Here is a 21,526-nt window from a genome sequence, read left to right as displayed (position 1 = left end):
CGGCCGCGGGACGACGGGCCTCAGGCCCGTTCGTACGCCGCGACCAGCTCGCTGGACCGCTTCACGTCGGCGGCCATCGCCACGAGCAGGTCGTCGATCGAGTCGAACTTCAGCATCCCGCGTACGTAGGCGAGGAAGTCCACTGCCACGTGCAGCCCGTAGAGGTCGAGCCCGACCCGGTCGATCGCGTACGCCTCGACGGTGCGCTCCGTGCCGTCGAACTGCGGGTTCGTGCCCACGGAGATCGCGGCGGGCATCACCTCGCCGTTCGCCGTGAGCCAGCCGGCGTAGACGCCGTCGGCGGGGATCGCGGTGTGCGGCAGGGTCTCCACGTTCGCCGTGGGGAAGCCGAGCTCGCGGCCGCGCTGGGCGCCGCGCACGACCACGCCCTCGACGCGGTGGGGGCGGCCGAGGATCTCCGCGGCGCCCTCGACGTCGCCCTCGGCGATCAGGCGGCGGGTGAGCGTGGACGAGAACGGCGCGCCGCCGCCCGCCTCACCGCTCACATGCAGGTCGATGACCTCGGTCCGGAAGTCGTACGTCGGGCCGAGCTCGGCCAGGAAGGCGACGTTGCCGGCCGCCCGGTGGCCGAAGCGGAAGTTGGGGCCTTCCACGACCAGCTGCGCGTGGAGCTTGTCGACGAGCACCTTCACGACGAAGTCGGCGGGCGAGAGCTGCGAGAACTCGGCGGTGAACGGCAGGATCAGCACCGCGTCCACACCCAGTCCGGCCATGAGCTCGGCACGCCGGTGGTGCGGTGCGAGCAGCGGCGGGTGGGTACCGGGGCGGACGACCTCGCTGGGGTGCGGGTCGAAGGTCACGACCACGCAGGGCACACCGAGCTCGTGCGCCCGCTCCACGACACGGCTGATGAGCAGCTGGTGTCCGCGGTGCACCCCGTCGTAGGAGCCGATGGTGACGACGCTTCGCCCCCAGCCCTCAGGGATGTCCTCCAAGCCACGCCAGCAGTGCACTGTGACCGCTCCTCGCCCGAACCTGTGTACGTGTAGATGTCCATTACGCAGGTCTAAGACTGCCATGCTCACGTCCCGCGGCCTGCATCGGCACCGGGATGCCGGACCGCGGCCCGGCCAGTTCCTCCAGCGTCCGCCTGGCGCCGGGGCCCACGACGGCGGCCCACTCGGCAGGGGCGTCCTCGAGCCAGCGGGTGACGAGGGCCGCGAATCCGGGAACGTCCCTGGCGAGTTCGGCCAGCCCGCGGTCGAAGCGGGCCACGCCCTCGGGAGTCCGCGCGAGAAGCATCCCGGTGCGGTGCACCAGAGCCCGTGTGCGGGCTTCGGGGCGGCGCCCGGAAGCTGCCGCGGCCGCCCGCAGCAGGGCGTCGAGGACCTCCGGATCCCTGCCGGTGTCCTGCTCGAACTCCAGCAGGACCTCCAGCAGCTCGGCCCGCAGCGGCCTGGACGCCGTGCTCCCCGGGGCGGCGAGCACCCGGGCCAGCGCGGCACGCACGGGCGCCGGAACGGGCCGGTCCCGCAGCAGCGCGGCCATCAGGGGAAGCAGCAGGGCCCGGGCGGCCGGACTGTGCTCGAGCCTGAGGCCGACGTAGGCGGCGGTCTCAGCGGCGGCGTCCTCGCCGGCGCGGCTGCGGCTCTCGACGTAATGGCGTACGAGGCCCGGGGCGTGCAGCGCAAGGGCGGGCGTGTCCAGGGAGGCCAGGTCCCGCAGTACGTCGTCGGCGGCGTCCCCGGGCAGCGACAGCCGGACGCGCAGTGCGGCGAGCACCGGTTCGGGGTGCTCGGGGAACACCTCCGTGAGCAGGGCCAGCGGCAGCCGGGGGTCACCGGCGGCGAAGATCCGAAGGGCCTGCGGCAGGTAGCGGCGCCCTGCCCCCGGGTCCCGTACGAGGACGGTGAGGGCCTGGGCGTGCAGGACCGTGTCGTCCGGCCGCGCCAGCAGGGTGAGCGCCGCACCGCGCAGCAGGGCGCGGTCGGACGCGGAGAGGGTGCGGGTGGCGGTGAGCGTGGCGTGGAGGGCCGCGGCGGCGCGCCGTCCCGGCCGCTCCTCGTCACGTGCCCACCGGTCGACGGCCCGGCAGAGGGCGCCTGGTTCGTCCTCGGCGAGGGTGACGAGCAGTTCGGCGGCGCGCGGGTGCGCGGTGTCCACGAGCGCCTCGGTCAGGTCGTCGACCGCGAGGTCCCGGCGGGCGTACAGGAGGGCCTGCGCGGCGGCGGCCACGGTGAGCCGCATCGGCACACCCTCCTCGGCGGGCAGTGGGCTCTCGTCGGTGAACCAGCGGCACAGCAGGGCCTGCACGGTCCTGGGGTGGGCGGCGAGGCGCCGGGACACGGCGTCCAGATACCTCTCACCGCCATCGGTGCGCGGTGCGCCGTCGGCGGGCAGGAGACGGCGCAGCAGGTCGATCCGGTCGTCCTCGGGCAGCCGGATCCGGCACCAGAACCACGGCACGAATTCGGCGTAGGGGCCGAGGGCGGCCGGACCGCCGCCGGACAGGGACCGCCGGGTGATCCGGCCTGCGAGCACCCGCAGCACCCCGAGGCAGGGCCGGGCGTCCGGCACCCGGAGGAGGCTCTCCCGGAGCAGACGGGCCGCCCACCAGGCCGCGTCGGTGAGGCGCTCGTGTGCGCCGGGGGCGGAAGGCAGGCGGTCCATCGCCTCGATGAGGTCCGCCATCCGGTGAGCCAGCGCCGCGTGCCCCTGCCGCCGCTCCAGCAGGAGCATCGCCTGGAGCACCGGGCCGATGCGGTGGCGCGGCACGGGGAGGCTGCCGGGTTCCGCGGCGTCCTGCGGGGCGGGTTCGACCTCCGTGGTGGCCCCGTCCGCGTGCCAGCGGTGGACCAGTGAGTGCAGCGCCGCGTCCAGGTCGAGGTGCGCGCCCTGCACCCAGTCGCCCAGCTCCTCGTGGGCGAAGCGGTATCCCGCACCGGCCGGGACCAGCAGCCCCTCGGTGAGGACGGCCGGCGCCCATCCCGTGCGCCAGGGGAAGACCTCCTCGAATGCCTCCCTGTCCAGCTCACCCTGCCCCGGGCCGAGGCACCGCCTGGCCGCCTCGTGGACCTGGCCGGCGACCTTGGCGGCCAGTCTGCGGACCGCCGCGCCGTTGAGCCTGGGTTCGGCCCGGGCGCCGATCCGGACGGCGACGCGGACGCAGGCGAGGTCCAGGTAGGCGGCGAAGACCTCCTCGGTCCCGGGCCTGCCGGGTGCGTCGGGAGGCAGCGCCGCCCGCACCTCGGCGAGCAGGCGCAGGGTGAGGGGATGCCGGTCGTGGCCCGGTGCGATCGATCCGGGCGGGATGCCGTACCGCTCCCAGGCCCGCTCGGCCTGTTCCGCCGTGAGGTCGCCGAGTCGGACGGCGGGCGGCAGCCCCCCGGCCCGCTCCCCCGGCCGCTCCGGCCTGTGCAGGGCGCCCGGCGGATACAGCGCGCCGGCGGTCTCCCAGTGCTCGGGGCGGCAGGCGACGACCATCCGCGCCTCGTGTGCCAGGAGCCACTCGGCCGTCGCCACGGTCCACCCGGCAAGCCGGTGGGCCAGCAGGGGCGGCATCTCCTCCGGGCCGTCCACGACGACGAGCAGCGGGTTCCCGGACGCCGCGGCGAGGCGGGCCACCCGCTCAGGGGTGGCGGCCCCCATGTCGCCCCGGGCCCCGGCAGCGGTGACGATCCTCCCGGAGCGCTGCAGTGCCCGGGTCATCGCGTCGGCGACCGAGAGGTCGTCGGCCAGCAGATCTGCTCCGCGCAGCCAGAGCGTCAGGGCGGGCACGGGCCCGCGGGCGCGAGCGCCGGCGAGGGCGGCGAGCTCCGTGGTGCGGCCGGTACCCGGGGCTCCGACCAGGCCGAGTACGGGCTCGGTTCCGGCCTCGAAGGCCGTGAACTCCGCACGGCTTTCCGGACGTTCGACGGGCTCCGCGCCGCAGGGCCGGCCGTCGGCCTGGCCGACCGAGGTGGCCGTCAGCTGCAGTGCGCCCGCGAGGTTGAGGTCGCAGCCGTATCCCGGGACACCGCCCGCGTTGCGCCGGAGCACCTCGGCCAGTGGCCCGGGGGTGTCCCGTGGCGTCAGCGTCACCGCGAGTCCGGCGGTCTCGCGGCCGGCGCTCAGGGCGGTCGAGAGCACGCCCAGGACCGCCCCGGTGCGCGGGTCCGTCACGGGCCCGCCGACAGCGGCTCCGCCGGAGCGCAGCGCGTCGCGCCCGTCCGTACCGAGGGCGAGCTCCAGCGCGTCGGCCACGTGGTGTTCGCGTGTGCCCTCGGAGTACGTCGCCCCCGTCGACCCTAGGACGCGTGCCTCACGCCAGCCGTGGGCGGCGATCCGCACATAGGTACCCGTGTCGATCTGCTCGCGTACGGCGATGGGGAGCGGTTCGACGCCCAGGGCCTCCGGGCCGTCGGTGCGCAGCAGGGCGAGGCCGAGGTCGGGCAGTGCGGTGATGTCGCCGGGGCCGACGGGGCGGCTACGGCCGTCTGCGCCGTGCAGGATCAGGTGCGTGGAGCGCCCCACCGCCTGATGGCTGGTGACGACGGTGCCCCGGTCGTCCGCGACGAATCCGGTCCCCTGCGGCCGGCCTGCCTGATCGCAGATTCTCACAAGTTTCGACCGGTCCCCGCTGCCCATGCTCCGACGGTAGATCCAAGATGATCGGCACCGGAAACCCACGGGACGAAAGCGCCCCCCTCGCACCCCTCAGTCACTCCGAGCGCCGCCCATTGGGGTGAATCGGCGGGTTCTTCCTGGACAGGAATGGTCCTCGGAGGGGGACCGTGGAGCGGGCACACGCACGGGGGCGTGCCCGCTCCACGAAGGGTCGAACCCATGGGGCGACGCGTCAGGCGAAGACGGCGAGGCTCTTGGCCTTGCCCTTCTGCTCCTCGACGAGCACCAGGAACGCCCCGTCGGGCCCGAAGACCCCGACCGGTCCCGGCGGATACGACGGCATGTCCAGCCGTACGCCGTTGAGCAGCAGCTTGGCGCGCTTCTCGTCCACGTCCCAGCGTGGGAAGGCCGAGGCGGCCGCTTCGGCCACCGGCATCACGGTCAGCTCCTGCTGGTGCCGGTCGAGCGTGCGCGCCGCGTCGAGGCCGTAGGGTCCGACGCGGGTGCGCCGCAGCGCGGTCAGGTGCCCGCCGACGCCGAGCCCGGCGCCGAGGTCGCGGGCCAGGGCACGGATGTACGTACCCGAGGAGCACACGACGGAGACGACCAGGTCGACGACCGGGGTACCGTCCTCCGCGACTCCCTCGCGCACGTCGTAGACCCGGAAGGACGAGATGGTCACCGGCCGGGCCGGGATCTCGAACTCCTCGCCGCCGCGCACCCGCGCGTAGGACCGCTTGCCGTCGATCTTGATGGCGCTGACCTTGGACGGCACCTGCATGATCGCGCCGGTCAGAGCGGCGACCCCCGCGTCGATGCCCTCGCGGGTCACCCCCGAGGCGTCGGTGGACGAGATGATCTCGCCCTCCGCGTCATCGGTGACGGTGTCCTGGCCGAGCCGGATCGTCCCCAGGTACTCCTTCTCGGTGAGCGCGAGGTGGCCCAGCAGCTTGGTCGCCCTCTCGACACCGAGCACGAGGACTCCGGTGGCCATGGGGTCCAGCGTGCCGGCGTGGCCGACCCGCCGTGTGCGGGCGATACCGCGCATCTTGGCCACGACGTCGTGCGAAGTGAAGCCGGACGGCTTGTCGACGATGACGAGGCCGTCCGGCGTCCTGTCCTGCTTGTTCTGCGTCATGCGGAAGGCGAGTCCCCGTCGTTCTCGTCGGACTCGTCCTCAGGCTTGCGGTACGGGTCCGCGCCACCGGCGTACGTGGCACCGGAGGATGCCTCGCGGACCTTGGCGTCCGAGGCCCGTGCCCGGTCGAGCAGGTCCTCGATCGCCTTGGCGTTGTCCGGCAGGGCGTCGGCCACGAAGGCCAGGGTGGGGGTGAACTTCGTCCCCGCCGCGGCACCGACCGCCGAGCGGAGGATGCCCTTGGCGCTCTCCAGTCCGGCGGCCGCGCTGGCCCGCTCCTCGTCGTCGCCGTAGACCGTGTAGAAGACCGTGGCCTCCCGCAGATCGCCGGTGACACGGGTGTCCGTGATGGTCACGTGCGTGCCCAGACGCGGGTCCTTGATACCGCGCTGCAGTTTCTCGGCGACCACCACCTGGATGAGGTCCGCCAGCTTCTTTGCCCGCGCGTTGTCGGCCACTGGTCCGTCTCCTATCTGAACGTGCTCAATCGTCTTCGTCGCTGTGCAGCCGCCGTCGTACGGACAGCAGCTCCACTTCCGGCCGGCCCGCGATCATGCGTTCGCACCGGTCGAGTACGTCTGTGAGGTGCCCGGTGTCCCCGGAGACCACGGCGAGGCCGATCTCGGCCCTGCGGTAGAGGTCCTGGTCGCCCGTCTCCGCGACACTCACCGCGAACCTGCGGTGGAGCTCGGCGACGATCGGGCGGACGACCGAGCGTTTCTCCTTCAGCGACCGTACGTCGCCGAGGAGCAGATCGAAGGACAGAGTCCCCACATACATGTAAGTCCGGATGTCCCGCCGGTTCGGGGTCGTGCCCCGCCATCGCTTGGCGGGGACACCCGAACCGTACACGGAACGGCCGGGGCCGATCGACGGAAATACGACCCGTCGACCGGCCCCGACCGTGCACGGAACCCGGGGGTCTCCCCCTGGGTTCCCCGTTGATCAGCCTCGCGGCTTCTCGCGCATCTCGTACGTCGCGATGACGTCGTCGATCTTGATGTCGTTGAAGTTTCCGAGGTTGATACCACCCTCGTAGCCTTCGCGGATCTCGGTGACGTCGTCCTTGAAGCGGCGCAGACCGGAGATGTTGAGGTTCTCCGCGATGACCTTGCCATCGCGCAGCAGGCGCGCCTTGGTGTTGCGCTTGACCTCGCCGGAGCGGACCAGCACACCGGCGATGTTGCCCAGCTTGGACGAGCGGAAGATCTCGCGGATCTCCGCCGTGCCGAGCTCGACCTCTTCGTACTCCGGCTTGAGCAGGCCCTTGAGGGCCGCTTCGATCTCTTCGATCGCCTGGTAGATGACCGAGTAGTACCGGACGTCCACGCCCTCGCGCTCGGCCATCTGCTCGGCACGCCCCGCGGCGCGCACGTTGAAGCCGATCACGATGGCGTCGGAGCCGGTCGCCAGGTTGATGTCCGACTCGGTGACCGCACCCACACCGCGGTGCAGGATCCGGATGTCGACCTCTTCACCGACGTCGAGCTGGAGCAGCGAGGACTCGAGAGCCTCCACCGAACCGGACGCGTCGCCCTTGATGATGAGGTTGAGCTCCTGGACCAGACCGGCCTTGAGCGCCTCGTCCAGGTTCTCCAGGGAGAACCGGACGCCCTTGCGGGCGAAGTTGGCGTTGCGCTCACGGGCGGCACGCTTCTCGGCGATCTGACGGGCCGTACGGTCCTCGTCGACCACCAGGAGGTTGTCGCCGGCGCCCGGGACGTTGGTGAGACCGAGCACCAGGACGGGGGTCGAGGGACCCGCTTCCTGGACGTTCTGACCGCTGTCGTCGAGCATCGCCCGGACACGGCCGTACGCGTCGCCCACGACCACCGTGTCACCGATGCGCAGCGTTCCGCGCTGGACCAGGACGGTCGAGACGGCACCTCGACCGCGGTCGAGGTGGGACTCGATCGCAATACCCTGCGCGTCCTGCTCCGGGTTGGCCCGCAGGTCGAGCGAGGCGTCGGCGGTGAGGACGACGGCCTCCAGCAGTGCCTCGATGTTGAGGCTCTGCTTGGCGGAGATGTCGACGAACATCGTGTCGCCGCCGTACTCCTCGGCCACCAGACCGAACTCGGTGAGCTGACCGCGCACCTTGGTCGGGTCGGCACCCTCGACGTCGATCTTGTTGACCGCGACCACGATCGGCACCTCGGCCGCCTTGGCGTGGTTCAGCGCCTCGATCGTCTGGGGCATCACACCGTCGTTGGCCGCCACCACGAGGATCGCGATGTCGGTCGACTTCGCACCACGGGCACGCATGGCGGTGAACGCCTCGTGACCCGGGGTGTCGATGAAGGTGATCTTCCGGTCCTCGCCGTTGACCTCGGAGGAGACCTGGTAGGCACCGATGTGCTGCGTGATACCGCCGGCCTCGCCCGCGACGACGTTCGTCTTGCGGATCGCGTCCAGCAGCCGGGTCTTACCGTGGTCGACGTGACCCATGACGGTCACGACCGGCGGACGGGAGACCAGGGCCTCTTCGCCGCCCTCGTCCTCACCGAACTCGATGTCGAAGGACTCGAGCAGCTCGCGGTCCTCCTCCTCCGGGCTGACGATCTCGAGGACGTAGTTCATCTCGTCCGCGAGGAGCTTCAGCGTCTCGTCGGAGACGGACTGCGTGGCGGTGACCATTTCGCCGAGGTTCATCATCACGGCGACGAGCGACGCCGGGTTGGCGTTGATCTTCTCCGCGAAGTCGGTCAGGGACGCGCCGCGCGACAGCCGGACAGCCTGCCCGTTGCCGCGAGGCAGCATGACGCCGCCCACCGACGGGGCCTGCATGGCCTCGTACTCCTGGCGCCTCTGACGCTTCGACTTGCGGCCACGACGCGCGGGACCACCGGGACGGCCGAACGCACCCTGCGTGCCACCACGGGCACCCGGGCCGCCGGGACGTCCACCGAAGCCGGGACGGCCGCCGAAGCCACCGCCACCACCGGGACGGCCTGCGCCGCCACCGCCACCGGGACCACCGGGACGGCCCGCGAAGCCGCCACCGCCGCCACCGGGACCGGCCGGACGGCCTGCGAAGCCACCGCCACCGGGACGACCGCCGCCGCCACCGGGACGACCGCCGCCGCCACCGGGACCACGGCCGCCGCCGGGGCCACCGCCGGGACGCGGGCCCGCAGCGGGACGCTGCGGCATCATGCCGGGGTTCGGACGGTTACCCGAGGGGGCACCGCCCGGACGGGGAGCCTGCGGACGGGGCATGCCGCCCGGGGACGGACGTGCGCCGCCCTGACCCTGGCCCTGCGGACGCGGGGCGCCGCCGGGGCCACCCTGCGGACGCGGGGCGCCGGGGCGCTCCTGACCGCCGCCGGGGCGCGGGGCACCGCCGGGACGGGGCGCCTGGGGGCGCGCCATGCCGGTGGAACCGCCGGAGGTGAAGGGGTTGTTGCCCGGACGGGGTCCGGCCGGACGCGCGCCACCGGGGCGGGGTGCGCCCTGGCCGGCGGGACGTGCGGGACGGTCTCCGCCGCGCTCGCCGCCACGGCCGCCGTCACGCTCGCCACCACGGCCGCCGTCGCGCTGACCGCCGGCCGGAGCCGGACGGGCGGGGCGGGGGCCCGGGGTGGCGCCCGCGGGACGCGGGGCCTGGGGCTGCTGGGGGGCGGCCGGCTGGGCCGGAGCCGGTGCCGAGAACTCGGCGGCGGGGACCGGAGTCACCGGGGCCGGCTTCGGCGCGGGCTTGGGGCCCGGACGGGGACCCGCCGACGGCGCGGAGGGCGCCGAAGGGGTGCTGCTCGCCGGGGTCTCCGCGGCGGCCGGCTTGGGAGCCGGGGCGCCGGGCTTCGGGGCAGCGGGACGTGCCGCGGCGGCCGGAGACGGCGCAGCGGGCTTCGCGGGGGCGGCCTTGCGGGGCGCGCCAGGCTTCGCAGCGGACTTGCCGGCGTTGCCGCCGGGACCCTGCAGTGCGTCAGTCAATTTGCGTACAACCGGCGCCTCGATCGTCGAGGACGCCGAACGGACGAACTCACCGAGTTCTTGGAGCTTGGCCATGACGACCTTGCTCTCTACGCCGAACTCCTTGGCGAGCTCGTATACCCGGACCTTAGCCACTTCGCTCCTTTTAGGTCCGGGTTACCGCCGGACCGTCGCTACTTCATGGGCGTACTCATCGCGTACTCATCGAGTGCTCATCGCAATCTCGACCTACTTCCAACTCGCGAGGTACCTGACCGCACGGGGACCCGTGCCGTTCACTTTCCTACGGTGTCACCCGTTCGACGAACCGCTGCAGTGCCGCGGAATCGAACGGCCCCTTGGCCTTGAAGGCCCGGGGGAATGCCCGGCGGCGAACCGCCAGGTCGAGACAGACAGAGGCCGGGTGCACATACGCACCCCGGCCGGGCAGCGTACCGCGTGGATCAGGGACAACCTCAACCCCGTCCACCACGATGCGCAGCAGCTCGCTCTTGGCCGCTCGCTCCCGGCATCCCACACAGGTTCGCTCGGGGCAAACGCGGGCGTGCGTCCGGCCAGACACGCTAAGTCTACCTCCCCGCACCGACCTCACCCCTTTGGGGCAAGAATCGAACGGATGTTGTCGTGATCTCAGCGGCACAGCGCCTCGATCTATTCCGTCGCACTGCCTCCGGAGCCGCCCTTGAGCGGCTCCGGAGGCAGTGCGTGGTCGGGTCAGCCGCGCTCGGAACGCTCCCGGGCGCGCTCGGCGCGCTCACGGTCGGCGACGTCGCGCTCGGCCTCGGTCTCGGTGTCGGGACGGATGTCGATGCGCCAGCCCGTGAGCCGCGCGGCCAGGCGGGCGTTCTGCCCCTCCTTGCCGATCGCCAGCGACAGCTGGTAGTCGGGCACGGTCACCCTGGCGGAGCGCGTGCCGAGGTCCACGACCTCGACCTTGCTCACCCGCGCGGGGGACAGCGCGTTGGCGACCATCTCCGCGGGGTCGTCCGACCAGTCCACGATGTCGATCTTCTCGCCGTGCAGCTCGGCCATGACATTGCGCACACGGCTGCCCATCGGGCCGATGCAGGCACCCTTCGGGTTCAGGCCGGCCCGGGTGGAACGTACGGCGATCTTGGTGCGGTGACCGGCCTCGCGGGCGATGGCCTCGATGACGACCGACCCGTCCGCGATCTCCGGGACCTCCAGGGCGAAGAGCTTCTTCACCAGGTTGGGGTGGGTACGCGAGAGGGTGACGGACGGACCGCGCACACCCTTGGCCACCCGCACGACGTACGTACGCAGCCGCAGGCCGTGGGTGTACTCCTCGCCCGGCACCTGCTCCTGCACGGGCAGGATCGCTTCCAGCTTGCCGATGTCGACCAGTACGTTCTTCGGGTCCTTGCCCTGCTGGACGAGACCGGTGACGACGTCACCCTCGTGGCCCGCGTACTCCCCGAACGTCCTGTCGTCCTCGGCGTCGCGCAGCCGCTGCAGGATGACCTGCTTGGCGGTGGTCGCGGCGATACGGCCGAAGCCGGAGGGCGTGTCGTCGAACTCCTTCGCCTCCTGGCCCTCTTCGAGCTCGGCCGGGTCGTCCTTCGCCCACACCGTGACGTGACCGGCGGCGTCCAGCTCGACGCGCGCACGGCGGTGGCTGCCCTCGGTGCGGTGGTACGCGATGAGGAGGGCCGACTCGATCGCCCCGACGAGCACGTCGAAGGGGATCTCCTTGTCCTGCGCCAAGCCCTTCAGAAGCTTCACATCGATGTCCACGGCTACGCCTCCTCTTCCTTCTTGTCCTTGCGGTTGAATTCGATCTCGACGCGCGCCTTGGCGATCTCGTCGAAGGCGACACGGCGCGCCGTGGGCTTGCGGCCCTTGACGCCCGGCACTTCGAGATCCAGCCCCTCGTCGTCGACGCCCAGGATGCGGGCCACCAGCTCGCCGCCGTCGTCCAGGTTCAGCTTGGCCAGCCGTCCGATGGCGCGTACGTAGTGGCGGTGCTCGGTCAACGGGCGGTCGGCGCCCGGAGAGCTCACCTCGAGGACGTACTCGTCGTCGCCCATCGCGTCGGTCTCGTCGAGCGTCTCGGAGATCGTGCGGCTCAGCTCGGCACAGGTGTCGAGCTCCACGCCGTCCTCGGAATCCACGATGACCCTCAGCACGCGGCGGCGGCCCGCCCGGGACACCTCGATCTCCTCGAGGTCCAGCTCCTTGGCGCCAACGAGCGGCTCCAGCAGTTCGCGCAGCCTGTCGCTCTGGGTGGTGCTCATCCGGGTGACTCCTCGGCCGCGTGTGCTGTTGTGGGGATCGTCGCGTGTCAGGTCAAAGGGTATCCGGTCCGCAGGGGTGTTGCCGTCCGCCTCCCGCCCCACCGCGGGTACGCTCAGCCTCGGTGATCACTTCAGGTCAAAAACTGTCAAAAACCAGGCTGAAGGAGACAAGTGCACCGCACGGGGACGACGCGCAGGGGTGCGCTCACCGCTACGGGGGCATTCGCTCTGGGCGCGGTGCTGACGGGTTGCGGGGGCGGGCCGGAGACGCGAACGGCCCTTGGAGGCACGGACGCACGCACCGCCTCCCGGTCGGGGGCGCTGCGGGCGTCGGCCGCCCGTGACAGTGCCTCGCTGCTCTCCGGCTACGAACAGGTCGCGGCCGCCCACCCGGTGACGGAGGCCGGGCTCGCACCACTGGCCGCCGCTGTGCGGGAGCACCTGACGGCGCTGGGCGGGCCGGCGAAGGCCCCGAGCGGCTCCCCCTCACCGACCCCGCCGGCTGCCCCCACCGAGGCGCGGACGGCCCTGAAGGACCTCGCGGCCCAGGAGCGCCGGGTGGCGGACGGCCGCGCCACCGCCCTGCTGACCGCCGAACCGGAACTGGCCAGGCTGCTGGCCTCGGTCGCCGCGGCCGGCGCCGCCCACGCGTTCCTGCTGACAGAACTGGCCAAGGAGACCCCGGCATGACACCGAAGGCCACGACGGACGACGCCGACGGAACGCTGCGCGCCGCGCAGGCCGCGCTCGGTGCCGCGCACGCCGCGGTGTACGGGTACGGGGTGCTGGGCGGCCGGCTGGAGGGGGACCGCCGCAGGGACGCGACGGCTGCCTGCGACGCCCACCGGGCCCGTCGCGACACGCTCGTACGGACGGTCCGCGACCTGGGCGGTACGCCGGTGGCGGCGCACGCGGCGTACGCACTGCCCTTCGCCGTACGCGATCCGGCGACCGCCATGCGGCTCGCCGCCGTGCTGGAGGACAGGGTCGCGGGCGTCTACTCCGATCTCGTACGGGCCGCTCGAGGGCCGCTGCGGCAGGATGCCGCGGGCGCGCTCAGGGAGGCCGCGGTGCGTGCGGTGCGCTGGCGCGGCACCGGCGTAGCCTTTCCTGGGCTCACCGAGAGGGCCGCCCCGCCCGACGACACGGCGGAGGCAGGGGCCACCGGCGCCACACACTGAGCAACCGAGCGCGCTGCGGCCGAGCACGCCGCAGCCGACCACGCTCCGAAAGGGAACAAGGCACGTATGGGTTTCGAACCGCCGCAGCGTCTGGTGCGAGCGCTCGGCGAGACGTACGGGGACACGGCCGCCGCCGACTGGCTGGGGCGGCTCCCCGCACTCACCGACGACGCGCTGTCCGCGCACTCGGTCTCCCTCGACCGGGTGTGCGCCCCCGGCGGGCGCAGCAGCCTGGTCCTCCTGGTCCGCCGGGCGGACGGCAGCCCCGCCGTGCTGAAGATCGCGCCTCCCGGGGCTGCTCCCGCGCTCGAGCGGGCGGCGCTGGCCCACTGGAACGGCTGGGGCGCGGTGGAGCTCCTGACCGCTCCGGACGGCGCGGTGCCCGAGGAGGCCGTCCTGCTGGAACGGCTCCACCACGAGATGTCCTTGCGCTCCCTCCCCGAGGCGAAGGCGCTGCTCGAGGCCGCCGGCACGGTGCGGCGGCTGTGGGTCGAGCCGCCGGCCGGCCACGCCTTCGAGACCGTCGCGGAGCGCACCGCCGGGCAGTCGGAGGCCATGCGCGCCGCCGCGGAACGGGACCCCGAACTCGAACCGCTCGTCTCGGCCGCCCTCGCGGCCCGCGAGGAGCTGGTCCTGGACTCCCCCGAACTCCTCCTGCTGCACGGCAACTTCCGGCAGAGCAAGGTCCTGTCGGGTGAGCGCGCGCCGTGGCTGGCGGTCGGCCCCGAGCCGCTGACCGGGGAGCGGGCGTACGACCTGGCGCGGCTGGTGCGTGACCGGGTCGAGGACCTGGTGGCCTCTCCCGGAGGTGCCGCCACGGCCCGGCGGCGGGTCAAGAAGCTCGCCGACTCGCTGGAGGTCGACCAGGCGCGGCTGCGCGGCTGGACGCTGTTCCGGGCGGTCGAGTCCGGCACCCGCGCGCTGACGGCGGGGCGCACGCAGGACGGCGAGCTGTCCCTCGAGTTCGCGGGCTGGCTGTAGGGCACACGCAGAGGGCCCCGCGCGGCGCGCGGGGCCCTCTGCGTGTCCGGAAGGACATCTGCGTTGTCCGGAGGGATCAGCCCTGGTCGGTCAGGCGTGCGATCGCCTCGTCGACGGTGAGCTCCTCGCGCTCGCCCGTGCGGCGGTCCTTCAGTTCCAGGACGCCTTCGGCCGAGCGGCGCCCGGCGACCAGGATCTTCGGGACGCCGATGAGCTCGGAGTCGGTGAACTTCACGCCGGGCGAGACACCCGCGCGGTCGTCGACCAGGACGCGCAGCCCGGCGGCGTTGAGCTTCTCGGAGACGTCCAGGGCCAGCTCGGTCTGGAGCGCCTTGCCCGCGGCGACGACGTGCACGTCGGCAGGGGCGATCTCACGGGGCCAGCACAGGCCCTTGTCGTCGGCGGTCTGCTCGGCGAGGGCGGCCACCGCGCGGGAGACGCCGATGCCGTACGAGCCCATCGTGACGCGGACCGGCTTGCCCTGCTGGCCCAGGACGTCGAGGGAGAAGATGTCGGCGTACTTGCGGCCGAGCTGGAAGATGTGGCCGATCTCGATGGCGCGGTCCACCTGGAGGCCTGCGCCGCAGTTGGGGCAGGGGTCCCCGGCCTCGACGACGACGACGTCGAAGTGGTCGTCGACCTCGAAGTCGCGGCCCGCGACGACGTTCTTCGCGTGCACGCCCTCCTTGTTGGCGCCCGTGATCCAGGCGGTTCCCGCGGCGACGCGGGGGTCGGCGATGTAGCGGACCTTCTCCAGGCCCTGCGGGCCGACGTAACCGCGCACCAGGTCGGGGCGGCCCACGAAGTCCTCGGCGGTGACGAGTTCGACGACGGCGGGGGCGAGGTGCTCGCCGAGCTTGCCGAGGTCGACCTCGCGGTCTCCGGGCACGCCCACGGCGACGATCTCGCCGTCGACCTTGACCAACAGGTTCTTCAGGGTGGCCGAGGCCGGGACGCCGAGGTGGGCGGCGAGGGACTCGATCGTCGGGGTGTCGGGGGTGTCCAGCTCCTCGACGGCGCCGGCCGCGGAGGCGTCGGCGACGGACGTGACCTTGTACGTCACCGCCTCGGTGTTGGCGGCGTAGTCGCAGTTCGGGCAGTCGACGAAGGTGTCCTCGCCGGCGGGCGCGGGGGCGAGGAACTCCTCGGAGGCGGAGCCGCCCATGGCCCCGGAGACGGCAGAGACGATGCGGTGGTCGAGGCCGAGGCGCTCGAAGATCCGGATGTAGGCGGCGCGGTGCAGCCGGTACGCCTCGGCCAGGCCCTCGTCGGTGGTGTCGAAGGAGTACGAGTCCTTCATCTGGAACTCGCGGCCGCGCAGCACACCGGCGCGGGGGCGGGCCTCGTCGCGGTACTTGGTCTGGATCTGGTAGAGGATCACGGGCAGGTCCTTGTAGGACGAGCACATGTCCTTGACGACCTGGGTGAAGATCTCCTCGTGGGTGGGGCCGAGGAGGTAGTCGGCGCCCTTGCGGTCCTGGAGCCTGAACAGCAGGTCGCCGTACTCGTCGTACCGGCCGCTCGCCTCGTACGCCTCCTTGGGGAGCAGCGCGGGGAGCAGGACCTCCTGGCCGCCGATGGCGTCCATCTCCTCGCGGACGACGCGGGTGACGTTCTCCAGGACCTTCTTGCCGAGCGGCAGCCACGACCAGATGCCGGCCGCGGTGCGGCGGACGTAACCGGCGCGGACGAGGAGCTTGTGGTTGAGCGTCTCGGCGTCCGCCGGGTCGTCGCGCAGTGTCTTGATCATCAATCGGGACATGCGCTGGACCTGGGCCATGATGAACTCCTGCTCGCAAGGGTGGTGAGCCCGAGGTTAGCCGGGGGGCCCGCGCGGGCGGAAATCGATTCGTCAGCCGCGGCGCAGCGGGAGGGGCGCGCCCATCACCGCGTACGGCTTGGGCGCGCTCGGGAAGAGCACCTGCCTGGCCAGGTCCTGGTAGCCCAGGGCGCGGTAGAGGCCGCGGGCGGGGCTCTCGGTGTCGATCGCGGAGAGGATCGAGCGGGGCAGGTCCACGGCGTCCGTGATGGTGGTGATCAGGCTGCGGCCGATGCCGCGTTGCTGGAAGTCGGGGTGGACGTGCAGCTCGGTGATCACGAAGGAGCCGTCGAGCCAGTCGTCGGATCCCGTGGCGCGCAGGTACGGTTCGACGACGGTGGACCACCAGTGCGCCCGGTCGTTCGGCAGACCGTAGACGAATCCGACGAGCCGTCCGTCCGCGGCGGTGGCGCCGAGGGCGCGGGCCTGCGGGTGGTCGAGGTGCCGGAGCACGATATGGCGGCGTACCTCGATCTCGTCCCGGCCGAGACCGAAGGCGAGGGCCTGCACGGCGAGGGCCTCGTCGACGCGGGCGGCGAGGTCGAGCGGTCCGACCACGATGTCGGGGGACCCGGAGCCCCAGGGGGACGCGGGCGTTGCTGCTGCCATGCGGGGAACCCTACTGGCCGCCCGCCGGGTCAGAACAGCACGCTCATGAACGCGCCCGTCTCACGGAAGCCGACGCGGCTGTACGCCCTGCGTGCGGCGGTGTTGTAGTCGTTCACGTACAGGCTGACGATCGGCGCCACGTCGCTGAGCGCGTAACGCAGGACAGCGGCCATACCCGCCTCGGAGAGGCCCTGGCCCCGGGCCTCGGGGGCGACCCAGACGCCCTGGATCTGGCAGGCGTGGGAGGTGGCCGCTCCGATCTCCGCCTTGAAGAGGACCTTGCCGTCCTCTATGCGCGCGAAGGACCGGCGGGAGGTGATCAGTTCGGCGACCCGTGCCTGGTAGAGGAGCCCGCCGTCGCCGGCCAGCGGGGAGATGCCGACCTCCTCGGTGAACATGGCCACGCAGGCCGGCATGAGGACGTCCATCTCCTCCTTGCGGACCCTGCGTACGAGCGGGTCGGGGGCCACTTCCGCCGAGGTCCGCTCGGTCACCATCAGCGGCTGGTTGGGCCGGACCTCACGGGCGGGACCCCAGCTCGGTTCGAGGAGGCGCCACAGCTGGGCCGTGGGGCCTGCGGGGCCGACGATCGAGGAGCAGCGGCGGCCCGCCCGCCGGGCGCGGTCGGCGAAGGCCCTGACGGCCTCGGGGGTGGCGCAGATGGGCACCAGGTTGGCCCCGGAGTAGCAGAGGGAGCGCAGCCGGCCGTCGGCGTACCAGCCCCACATCTCGCCGCCGAGGCGCCAGGGATCGAGTCCGGCGATCTGGACGCGTGAGGTGACGAACGCGTTCTCCACGGGTTCGCTCTCGAGGATGGCGAGCGCGGCGGGGAGCTCACCGGGGTCGAGGACCCGGGTAGTGGTCTGCGTCAACACTGGGGCCTCACCAAACGGTCTACTTGATGTCCGCACTGTACCCGCGAAGGCTGTGGGGTGCCGCCCCGCGCGGGAGGTCCGCAGGCCCGGGAAAACGCCTGTGCCCCGCAGGACGGGGCCTGCGGGGCACGGAGGGACCGGGTCGGTCAGCCGGCGACGGAGATCTGCGGGTCGCCCGAGGCGATCCCGTCCTTCTCCATCTGCTCCGCGATCTTCATGGCTTCCTCGATGAGGGTCTCCACGATCTTCGACTCCGGGACGGTCTTGATGACCTCGCCCTTCACGAAGATCTGCCCCTTGCCGTTCCCCGACGCCACACCCAGGTCGGCCTCGCGGGCCTCACCCGGGCCGTTCACGACACAGCCCATGACCGCGACGCGCAGCGGGACCTCCATGCCCTCCAGGCCGGCACTCACCTGGTCCGCGAGCTTGTACACGTCGACCTGCGCACGCCCGCACGACGGGCACGACACGATCTCCAGCCGCCGCTGCTTGAGGTTCAGCGCCTCGAGGATCTGCAGCCCGACCTTGACCTCCTCGGCGGGAGGCGCGGACAGCGACACCCGGATCGTGTCCCCGATGCCCTCCGAGAGCAGTGCGCCGAACGCCACCGCGGACTTGATCGTCCCCTGGAACGCCGGGCCCGCCTCCGTCACACCCAGGTGCAGCGGGTAGTCGCTCTGCGCCGCCAGCTGGCGGTAGGCGTTCACCATGACGACCGGGTCGTTGTGCTTGACCGAGATCTTGATGTCGCGGAAGCCGTGCTCCTCGAACAGCGACGCCTCCCACAGCGCCGACTCCACGAGGGCCTCAGGCGTCGCCTTGCCGTACTTCTTCAGCAGTCGCGCGTCCAGCGAGCCCGCGTTCACACCGATGCGGATCGGGGTGCCCGCGTCTCCGGCGGCCTTGGCGATCTCCTTGACCTTGTCGTCGAACTGCTTGATGTTGCCCGGGTTCACCCGGACCGCCGCACAGCCGGCGTCGATCGCCGCGAAGACGTACTTCGGCTGGAAGTGGATGTCGGCGATCACCGGGATCTGCGACTTCCTCGCGATGGTCGCCAGGGCGTCCGCGTCGTCCTGCGTGGGACACGCGACCCGCACGATCTGGCAGCCGGAGGCCGTCAGCTCCGCGATCTGCTGGAGCGTCGCACCGATGTCCGACGTACGCGTCGTCGTCATCGACTGCACCGACACCGGTGCGTCCCCACCGACCGCCACCGATCCGACCTGGATCTGGCGGCTGACCCGTCGGTCGGCGAGCTTGGTCGGAACGTCCGGCATTCCGAGAGAAATCGCAGTCATGCGCTGAGCATCCCCAAGGTGTGGATGAGTCTGGATCGTGGTCCCGAGAACAGCGGGCTCCGGGCTTCGAGGTTACGGCACCGGAGGCCGACGGGGCGCACCCGTGCCGTCGAACCGCCCGGGGGCGGGCGGGCGGACACCATCTGGAAGTCCGGCCGCCCGCCCATGGGCGGGCGAACGCGTCAGGTGATCTTCACGGGGTTCACGATGTCGGCGACCAGCACCAGCAGCGTGAAGCAGATGAAGATCCCGGCGACCACGTAGGCGACGGGCATGAGCTTCGCCACGTCGAACGGGCCGGGGTCGGGCCGTCGGAAGACCTTGGCCACATTGCGGCGCAGGGCCTCCCAGAGCGCACCCGCGATGTGCCCGCCGTCCAGCGGGAGCAGGGGCAGCATGTTGAACAGGAACAGCGAGAGGTTGAACCCGGCCAGCAGGAACAGCATCATCGCGACCTGGTTCTGGGCCGGGATGTCGAGGTTCATGACCTCGCCGCCGATCCGGGCCGCGCCGACCACGCCGACCGGGGAGTCGTCGGCGCGTTCGCCGTCGCCGAAGGCCGCGTTCCACAGGTCGGGGATCTTGGTGGGCAGGGCGATGATCGAATCGACGCCGTTCTCGATCATGTCGCCCATGCGGACCACCGAGTCACCGAAGGAAAGCGGCAGGATCTCCGTGTTGGCGGCGAAGCCGAGGTAGCCGGCGGTGACGTACTCGCCTGGGACGACCTCGCCGTCGGCGTCCTTCTTGGCCACGGCGTTCTTCTCCAGAACGGCGTTCAGCGTCTGTTCCCGGCCGTCGCGCCGGACGGTGATGGTGGCGGGGCCGACCGTCTGCCGGATCTTGTCCGAGAGGGTGGCCCAGTCGTCGATCCTCTGCCCGTCGAAGGCGACGATCGTGTCGCCCTCCTGGAGGCCCGCGGCCTTCGCCGGCGAGACCGGGTCGGACGCCTCGCAGGTGTCGCGCTTCTCGCTCTGCGCGATCACGCACTGCTGGACGCCCGCGACCTCCGTGGTCTGCGTCTGGAAGCCGAAGGTCATCGCGACGCCCATGAAGATCGCGACGGCCAGGATCAGGTTCATGAAGGGTCCGGCGAACATCACGATCACGCGCTTCCACGGCTTGCGCGTGTAGAAGAGGCGCGACTCGTCGCCGGGCTGGAGCTCCTCGAAGGCGGCGGACCTGGCGTCCTCGATCATTCCGCGCCAGGGGGAGGTGGAGCGCGCCTCCAGCCGGCCGTCGGGCCCCGGGGGGAACATGCCGATCATGCGGATGTAGCCGCCGGCGGGGATGGCCTTGATCCCGTACTCGGTGTCGCCCTTCCTGCGCGACCAGATCGTCGGGCCGAAGCCGACCATGTACTGCGGCACCCGGATGCCGAAGAGCTTGGCGGTCGACAGGTGGCCCAGTTCGTGCCAGGCGATCGAGAACAGCAGACCCACGGCGAAGATGGCGATCCCAAGGACCGTCATCAGGATCGTCGTCATGCTCATGCGTGCGCCTCCGCTGTCGCTTCCGCCGAGAGTTCGCGGGCCCTGGACCGGGCCCAGGTCTCCGCTTCGAGGACGTCCGCGACCGTCAGTGAAGTTCCCGTGGCGGGGTCGCCGTGTTCGGCCACCACCGCTGTGACCGTATCCATGATTCCGTTGAAGGGCAGCCGTCCCGCCAGGAATGCGTCCACGCACTCCTCGTTGGCCGCGTTGAACACCGCGGGTGCGGTGCCGCCGAGCGTGCCCACGTGCCGGGCGAGCCCGACGGACGGGAACGCCTCGGTGTCGAGCGGGAAGAACTCCCAGCTGGAGGCCTTCGTCCAGTCGAAGGCGGGGGCCGCGTCCGGTACCCGCTCGGGCCAGCCGAGACCGATGGCGATGGGGCCCCCCATGTCGGGCGGGGTGGCCTGGGCGAGGGTCGATCCGTCGGTGAACTCCACCATCGAGTGAACGTACGACTGGGGGTGGACCACGACCTCGATCCGGTCGAACGGGATGTCGTAGAGCAGATGCGCCTCGATGACCTCGAGGCCCTTGTTGACCAGGGTCGCGGAGTTGACCGTGATGACCGGGCCCATGGCCCAGGTCGGGTGCGCCAGGGCCTGCTCCCGCGTCACGTCGGCCAGCTCGGCGCGCGTACGCCCGCGGAACGGGCCACCGGACGCGGTCACCACGAGCTTGCGGACGTCCGCGCGCTTGCCCGCGGCGAGCGCCTGGAAGAGCGCGGCGTGCTCGGAGTCGACCGGGATGATCTGGCCGGGGGCCGCGAGTGCCTTCACCAGCGGGCCGCCGACGATCAGCGACTCCTTGTTCGCCAGGGCGAGCGTGCGGCCCGCCTTCAGCGCTGCGAGCGTCGGGGCGAGGCCGATGGAGCCGGTGATCCCGTTCAGAACGGTGTGGCAGTCGCTCGCCGCGAGCTCCGAGGCCGCCTCGGGTCCCGCGAGGATCTCCGGGAGCGGCTTCCCCGCCCCGTAGACCTCGCGCAGCGCCTCGCGCAGGGCCGGCGCCTTGTCCCCGTCGGCGACAGCGACCGTACGCACGCGCAGCTGCCGCGCCTGCTCGGCGAGGAGCCCGACCCTGCCGCCCGCGGCGGAGAGGGCGGTGACGCGGAAGCGGGCGGGGTTGCGCAGGACCAGGTCGATGGCCTGGGTGCCGATGGACCCGGTGGAGCCGAGGATCACCAGATCCCGGCGGCCTTCCGTCGCGTCGAAGACGAGGTGCGGGTCGGCGAGGGGTGCGGGGCTGTCGCTCATGGCCCCCATTGTTGCCGCATCCGCTGTGCGCACCGACAGCGCTCCCCCGTCGGCGCGTGCTCCGGCCCGCCCGGCACCGGTTTCCCCGCACCGGTGGGCCGCCGACGTAACCCGAAACGGCG

General features: G+C 72.1%; 18 protein-coding genes. 3 read left to right on the top strand and 15 right to left on the bottom strand.

All coding sequences use genetic code 11. The features are described 5' to 3' along the window. Positions 1-20: 20 nt before the first annotated feature. The 9 genes from JOC24_RS25440 to rimP all read right to left on the bottom strand — a co-directional run bounded on the left by JOC24_RS25440 (position 21) and on the right by rimP (position 11,892). Positions 21-974, bottom strand: a complete 954-nt coding sequence (locus JOC24_RS25440) for a bifunctional riboflavin kinase/FAD synthetase (protein WP_205022716.1) — start codon at positions 972-974, stop codon at positions 21-23. A 43-nt stretch (positions 975-1,017) separates the two neighbouring features. Next, positions 1,018-4,587 (bottom strand): S1 family peptidase, encoded by a 3,570-nt coding sequence (locus JOC24_RS25435; RefSeq protein WP_205022715.1) that lies wholly within the window; start codon positions 4,585-4,587, stop codon positions 1,018-1,020. A 211-nt stretch (positions 4,588-4,798) separates the two neighbouring features. Then, positions 4,799-5,704 carry a tRNA pseudouridine(55) synthase TruB gene (truB, locus tag JOC24_RS25430; protein ID WP_205022714.1) on the bottom strand — a complete coding sequence of 302 codons (906 nt, stop codon included), beginning with the start codon at positions 5,702-5,704 and terminating at the stop codon, positions 4,799-4,801. Beyond that, positions 5,701-6,162 carry a 30S ribosome-binding factor RbfA gene (gene rbfA / locus JOC24_RS25425; protein ID WP_014153744.1) on the bottom strand — a complete coding sequence of 154 codons (462 nt, stop codon included), beginning with the start codon at positions 6,160-6,162 and terminating at the stop codon, positions 5,701-5,703. Before rbfA ends, truB begins: the two co-directional genes overlap by 4 nt. Positions 6,163-6,187: 25 nt before the next feature. Then, complete coding sequence (locus JOC24_RS25420; RefSeq protein ID WP_053929043.1) at positions 6,188-6,484, bottom strand: DUF503 domain-containing protein; 297 nt, start codon at positions 6,482-6,484, stop codon at positions 6,188-6,190. A gap of 165 nt (positions 6,485-6,649) precedes the next feature. Continuing rightward, on the bottom strand, positions 6,650-9,772 hold the full coding sequence (gene infB / locus JOC24_RS34055) for a translation initiation factor IF-2 (protein ID WP_205022713.1): 3,123 nt from the start codon (positions 9,770-9,772) through the stop codon (positions 6,650-6,652). Positions 9,773-9,920: 148 nt separating this feature from the next. After that, positions 9,921-10,199: a YlxR family protein gene (locus JOC24_RS25410; RefSeq protein WP_205022712.1), complete on the bottom strand. Its 279-nt coding sequence runs from the start codon at positions 10,197-10,199 to the stop codon at positions 9,921-9,923. Between the two features lie 152 nt (positions 10,200-10,351). Then, positions 10,352-11,392 carry a transcription termination factor NusA gene (gene nusA, locus JOC24_RS25405; RefSeq protein ID WP_205022711.1) on the bottom strand — a complete coding sequence of 347 codons (1,041 nt, stop codon included), beginning with the start codon at positions 11,390-11,392 and terminating at the stop codon, positions 10,352-10,354. A gap of 2 nt (positions 11,393-11,394) precedes the next feature. Continuing rightward, positions 11,395-11,892 carry a ribosome maturation factor RimP gene (gene rimP, locus JOC24_RS25400; RefSeq protein WP_205022710.1) on the bottom strand — a complete coding sequence of 166 codons (498 nt, stop codon included), beginning with the start codon at positions 11,890-11,892 and terminating at the stop codon, positions 11,395-11,397. A gap of 171 nt (positions 11,893-12,063) precedes the next feature. Between rimP and JOC24_RS25395 the strand changes: the two genes are divergently transcribed. The 3 genes from JOC24_RS25395 (at position 12,064) to JOC24_RS25385 (ending at position 14,054) form a co-directional block, all read left to right on the top strand. Beyond that, positions 12,064-12,582, top strand: a complete 519-nt coding sequence (locus tag JOC24_RS25395) for a hypothetical protein (RefSeq protein WP_205022709.1) — start codon at positions 12,064-12,066, stop codon at positions 12,580-12,582. After that, entirely contained in the window at positions 12,579-13,073 is a 495-nt protein-coding gene (locus JOC24_RS25390; protein ID WP_205022708.1) for a ferritin-like domain-containing protein, read from the top strand. Before JOC24_RS25395 ends, JOC24_RS25390 begins: the two co-directional genes overlap by 4 nt. A 66-nt stretch (positions 13,074-13,139) precedes the next feature. After that, the gene (locus JOC24_RS25385; RefSeq protein ID WP_205022707.1) at positions 13,140-14,054 is read left to right on the top strand and encodes an aminoglycoside phosphotransferase family protein; all 915 of its coding nucleotides are present in this window, start codon (positions 13,140-13,142) and stop codon (positions 14,052-14,054) included. Between the two features lie 76 nt (positions 14,055-14,130). Here JOC24_RS25385 and JOC24_RS25380 read toward each other — a convergent pair whose 3' ends face one another. From JOC24_RS25380 to dxr, 6 genes are all read right to left on the bottom strand, one after another. Further along, on the bottom strand, positions 14,131-15,834 hold the full coding sequence (locus JOC24_RS25380; RefSeq protein ID WP_205022706.1) for a proline--tRNA ligase: 1,704 nt from the start codon (positions 15,832-15,834) through the stop codon (positions 14,131-14,133). A gap of 72 nt (positions 15,835-15,906) precedes the next feature. Beyond that, positions 15,907-16,482 (bottom strand): GNAT family N-acetyltransferase, encoded by a 576-nt coding sequence (locus JOC24_RS25375; RefSeq protein ID WP_205022705.1) that lies wholly within the window; start codon positions 16,480-16,482, stop codon positions 15,907-15,909. 29 nt (positions 16,483-16,511) lie between these two features. Further along, on the bottom strand, positions 16,512-17,357 hold the full coding sequence (locus JOC24_RS25370; RefSeq protein ID WP_205022704.1) for a GNAT family N-acetyltransferase: 846 nt from the start codon (positions 17,355-17,357) through the stop codon (positions 16,512-16,514). Positions 17,358-17,503: 146 nt separating this feature from the next. Continuing rightward, positions 17,504-18,661, bottom strand: a complete 1,158-nt coding sequence (ispG, locus tag JOC24_RS25365; RefSeq protein ID WP_205022703.1) for a flavodoxin-dependent (E)-4-hydroxy-3-methylbut-2-enyl-diphosphate synthase — start codon at positions 18,659-18,661, stop codon at positions 17,504-17,506. Between the two features lie 182 nt (positions 18,662-18,843). Continuing rightward, entirely contained in the window at positions 18,844-20,154 is a 1,311-nt protein-coding gene (locus JOC24_RS25360) for a M50 family metallopeptidase (RefSeq protein WP_205022702.1), read from the bottom strand. Then, positions 20,151-21,413, bottom strand: coding sequence for a 1-deoxy-D-xylulose-5-phosphate reductoisomerase (dxr, locus tag JOC24_RS25355; protein ID WP_205022750.1), 1,263 nt, complete (start codon positions 21,411-21,413; stop codon positions 20,151-20,153). The genes JOC24_RS25360 and dxr overlap by 4 nt, the downstream gene beginning before the upstream one ends. Positions 21,414-21,526 lie beyond the last annotated feature (113 nt).

This window comes from Streptomyces sp. HB132 (genome assembly GCF_016909575.1).
Taxonomy (GTDB): Bacteria; Actinomycetota; Actinomycetes; order Streptomycetales; family Streptomycetaceae; genus Streptomyces.
This window is presented reverse-complemented; position numbering and strand designations above follow the sequence as displayed.